4 protein-coding genes and 2 riboswitches are annotated in these 4347 nt (G+C 58.7%); all 4 genes read right to left on the bottom strand.

The annotated features are described in order from the left end of the window. Window positions 1-795, bottom strand: a 795-nt coding sequence (locus tag O2807_12720; protein MDA1001363.1) for a TonB-dependent receptor plug domain-containing protein, incomplete at its 3' end; no start/stop codon positions are given. Between the two features lie 29 nt (window positions 796-824). Next, a riboswitch (cobalamin riboswitch) is annotated at window positions 825-994 on the bottom strand. 151 nt (window positions 995-1145) lie between these two features. Beyond that, window positions 1146-1336: riboswitch (cobalamin riboswitch) on the bottom strand. Window positions 1337-1437: 101 nt separating this feature from the next. Further along, entirely contained in the window at window positions 1438-2295 is an 858-nt protein-coding gene (locus tag O2807_12715) for a protein-glutamate O-methyltransferase (protein MDA1001362.1), read from the bottom strand. Beyond that, window positions 2292-2777 carry a chemotaxis protein CheW gene (locus tag O2807_12710; GenBank protein ID MDA1001361.1) on the bottom strand — a complete coding sequence of 162 codons (486 nt, stop codon included), beginning with the start codon at window positions 2775-2777 and terminating at the stop codon, window positions 2292-2294. The genes O2807_12715 and O2807_12710 overlap by 4 nt, the downstream gene beginning before the upstream one ends. A gap of 27 nt (window positions 2778-2804) precedes the next feature. Further along, window positions 2805-4347: ATP-binding protein (locus tag O2807_12705; GenBank protein ID MDA1001360.1), on the bottom strand; the 1543-nt coding region annotated here is incomplete at its 5' end.

Raw genomic sequence — 4347 nt, 5'->3', positions numbered from 1 at the left:
GTTGTCGGAGGTGGCATCGAAGCGGCTCTGGTTGGCCTGGTAGAGAAACCGGATTTTGGCCCGATCGGTGGGGAAATAGTCGAAAGCGATGGTGCCGACCGTCCGGTAGTAGCCGTCGTTTTCGAATCTCCCGTTTGTATCGATCCGGCTGAGGGTGGCCAGAAAACCCGTTTTTTCCCCCCCGCCGCGCACCTTGAAGAACTCCTCCCAGGTGGTGAAGCTTCCGTAACGGGCCCCAGTCTCGAACCGGTAGGGTTCGCCGTGTTTTCCGACGTCAAGCAGGAGGTTGACGGCGCCGGCCGCGGCGTCGGAGCCGTAGAGCGGGCTTTGCGGGCCCCGGAGGATCTCCACTCCTCCGATCCATTCGGGGGAGAGATTCTCGAAATCGAAGCGGCCGCCGTCCGGGGCGGAGATCTTGAATCCGTCAATCATGACGCTGACGAAATTGTCTTCGCTGCCCCGGATGCGGAAGCTCGTGCTGGCGCCCCGGCTGCCGGATTGTTCCACGATGATTCCGGTGGCGGTACGGAATACATCGTTCAGGTCGCCGGGGATGATGAGTTCGATTGTTTCTTTTGAAAACGATTCGATCGAATCGCCGACGGTGCTCAGACGCCGGGGGGTTCGCGTCGCCGTCACGACGATGGGGTCGAGGCGTAGCTCCGGCGGGTCTGCCCCTTGTTGGGCAGGGGAGGTACCCGGGATGAGGAGGGAGAGCAACAGGGCCGTCCCCGCGGCGGCGAGGAGCAAGCGGTACGAGGTTTTCGGGGGCTGTTTTTTTCGGTGCGGGAACATGCGGAGTCCTCCCGGCGTCCCAAGACGCCATGATGAGAATTCCGGCAGACCGGTCTTCTGGCTTGCGACGATGGCCGGCTTTTGCACCTTCCCGGGCCCGAAAGGCCCAGTGGTACATTGCAAAAGCCGCGTCGCTCACAGCTGCTGGGCAGCCCCGGTCTCTCACCGGGTTCCCGACACCTGCCGGATGGACCGGGCGGCGCCTCGCCGCCCGGAGGGCAAATCTCGTATTCATCGAAAATGAGAGATGGGGGATGAAAGCAGAAAACCCCAGAGAGCCGGCATGTATTCACTTCGGGGTGCCGGTGGGTTTTCCTTCTCAGCCGCACCTCCCTTTCCGCGAGGATGCTGCGGTGGATGACATCGCAGGCCGGTTTTCTGGCTTCCGGATCAGTCTACTCACGGCTTCCTTCCCGGCGGAAACTGGCCGGTGGATTCGCAACCGCTTTCGTCCCCGGTTACAGCGGCGGGTCCGCGCCGGACTTTCACCGGCTTCCCTGCATCCCCGTATGGGGGGTGCACCTGCGTCTGCATGAAGGGACAATCTAGGCGAAAAAAAGTCTTTTGGCAACGACGGGGATTCCGTGCGCAGCCGGCATTCCGGAGTTCACGTGAAAGCAAGAGAAAGAGGGCGGGGGAGTTTCAAGCGGGCGATGGTTTCTGGTAAACGGCCGGGCGGACGTACCGGAAATTCGTCTGGATGCTGGAGAGGCTTTCCGAATGCCCCGTGAACAGGTATCCGCCGGGCAAGAGGTGGCGGTAGTACTTGTCGAGGAGGGTTCGCTTGCTGGGCATATCGAAATAGATCATCACATTTCGGCAAAAAATAATGTCGAAAGGATTCTGGAAGGGGAAAGTGTTTTCGTGAAGATTCAGCCGGCGGAACTGGACGTGATTCCGCAGTTTGTCGTTGACCCGGTACCGCCCTTTCTCCACATTGCAGAAGAAGCGTTTGATGTCGCCTTCGGGCAGATCCTCCAGCTTTTCCGATTGATAGGTGGCCGCTCGCGCATGACACAAGACTTCTTCGGAAATATCCGTTGCGAGTATCTGGGTGTCCCACTGGGGAAGGGAGAGCAGGTCCGCCCGCGCGGCCTCCATCGCGATGGAATAGGGTTCCTCTCCGGTGGAGCAGCCGGCGCTCCAGATTCGTATTCGCCGCTCGTGGAGATTTTTTTTCTTTGACATGAGGGCCGGGAAAACCACCTCGCGCAGAAATTCGAAGTGAAGCGCCTCCCGGAAAAAAGAGGTTTTGTTCGTCGAGATAGCGTCAATCAGATGAGGCAACTCGCTGTCCAGGGCGTTGCCGGTCAGGTATTCGAAATACTCCTGGAAAGAGTCCAGCCCGAGATCGCGCAACCGCTTCGACAGGCGCCCCCGCACCATCTCGATTTTCTGCAGGTTCAGGGATATCCCCGTGTAGCGGTAGATAAGCGCGCGGAACGAGTTGAACTCCTCGGGGGAGAGGCGCGGAATGTCAAATACCGGCGTTTCTTTCATTCTGCGGCGGACTCCACGATCTCTTTTTCCGTTGGCGAGAGGATTTTTGCGGGATCGAGAAGGATGATGAGGCGGTCATGGATTTTTGCCAGTCCGGTTACGAACTGATTCGAATCCGTCTCGCCGATGGATGGCGCCGGGTCGAGACTGTCCGATTCGATGTCCAAGACCTCCAAGACGGCGTCAACGATGATCCCGGCGGCCGTCTTTTCGATCACGATGACGATGATGCACGTTTCGGTGTCGTGTTCTTTTTCCGGGAAACCGAATTTTGTCCGCATGTCGACGATGGGAATAATTCTTCCCCGAAGGTTGATCACGCCTTTCAGAAAGCCGGGCGCCTGTGGAATTTCGGTGATGGGCTGGACGCCGATGATCTCCCGGACGGTCAGGATGTCGATGGCGTATTCTTCATCGCGCAGGCGGAAGGTGAGAAATTTCCCCCCTCGCTGGGATATCTTCGTGGCCGTTCCGTTTTCCATCGCTCGCTCCTTCGGCGCTGCGCCCTCTCAGGAGGACATGCGGACCAACGCGTCATGGTCTTCTGGGCCGGGTGCGTTCTCCTGGGGGAGGCTTTTCTTCGCCCGGCGGGAGTTCCGGAATTTTTGAAAGGCCGCGGGGATGCCCGCCAGATCGAGAATCAAACCCACGCGGCCATCCGCGAGAATGGTTCCCCCCGCGATCCCCATTCCCTCCGGGATCAAAGGCCCCAGACTTTTGACGACCACCTGCTGCTGTCCCAGGAGTTCGTCGACGAGCAGGGCGTAATTCTCTCCCTTGTGATTTTCGACGATCACGGCGAGCCCGTCCGCGGGGGCGATGGGCACGTCTCGCAAGCCGTAGAGCCGATCCATCCGGATAAGCGGCCACAGATCATCGGCGGTGCTGATCACCTCGCCCTTGCCCTGAATCGCCTTGATTTCCTCAGGTTTCGGCTGAAGCGTACGGATGATGGACAGGGCCGGAAGAATGAATTTATTGCCGCCCGAGAGGACGAGCATGCCGTCGATGATGGCCAGGGTGAGTGGAAGGCGAATCGTAAAGCGGGAACCTTTTCCCTCGGTGGATTGGACCTCAATGTTGCCCCGAAGCTGCTCGATATTTCTTTTGACGACGTCGAGACCGACCCCCCTTCCCGAGATATCCGTGATTTTTTCGGCCGTGGAAAATCCGGGGGACATGATCATCTGGTGAATCTGCGAATCACTCAGCTGCGCATCCGCCTGTACGAGCCCTTTTTCGACGGCTTTCCTTAAAATGCGTGTTTTATCGAGTCCCTTCCCGTCGTCCGAAATCTCGATGACGATGTTTCCGCTCTCGTGCTTCGCAGAAAGGTGGATGACACCTTCCGGAGATTTCCCGGCGGCCTTGCGATCAGTGGGGGTTTCAATGCCGTGGTCCACCGAATTCCGGAGGATATGCACAAGCGGATCGTTCAGCATTTCGTTGACGGTTTTGTCGACTTCGGTATCTTCGCCGGAGAGCAAGAGGCGGACGTTTTTCCCGGATTTCTGGGCGACGTCCCGGACGACGCGGGTCATTTTCTGGAGAATCGGGCGGAGAGGAACCATCCGCAGGGACATCACCTGATCCTGCATTTCTTTCGTGGTTTTGCCCAGGTGGCCGATGTTCCTCCCGAATTCACCGTCGTTTTCGAAATGGCCGTCCTTTCGGAAGTAGTCCGCCACCTGGGTTTGGGAAATGACCAACTCGCCGACCAGGTTCATGAGGTTGTCGAGCCTCTCAATGTCGACGCGGATGGAACCACGGGGCCGATCGCTCACGGCGTGCTGCTTTTCAAGGGCCGCCTGGATTTTTTCCGGGAGGACCACCCCTTCCGCAACCAGAATTTCCCCGATCCCCCTGTTTTGCAGGGAGAGCGCTTTCTGCAGGTCATCGTTCGAGATGTTTCCTTCTGAAAGCAGGATTTCACCGATCCTCAGGTTTTCATCGGAATCGTTTTTGGGCTCGACCGTGCCGGCAGGATGGGCCGTTCCCGAAAGGTGGGCCCGTACGCGCCCGAGGACTTGCCGAACCTGTACCGGCGGAAGA

Source organism: bacterium (assembly GCA_027622355.1).
In the GTDB taxonomy this organism is placed as follows: Bacteria; UBA8248; UBA8248; order UBA8248; family UBA8248; genus JAQBZT01.
The sequence above is the reverse complement of the archived record's forward strand: the minus strand, read 5'-3'. Positions and strand labels throughout refer to the sequence as shown.

Bases quoted from the DNA above. Each gene is read 5' to 3' on its own strand.
- O2807_12715 (MDA1001362.1), bottom strand. From the start codon at position 2,295: ATGAAAGAAACGCCGGTATTTGACATTCCGCGCCTCTCCCCCGAGGAG.
- O2807_12710 (MDA1001361.1), bottom strand. From the start codon at position 2,777: ATGGAAAACGGAACGGCCACGAAGATATCCCAGCGAGGGGGGAAATTT.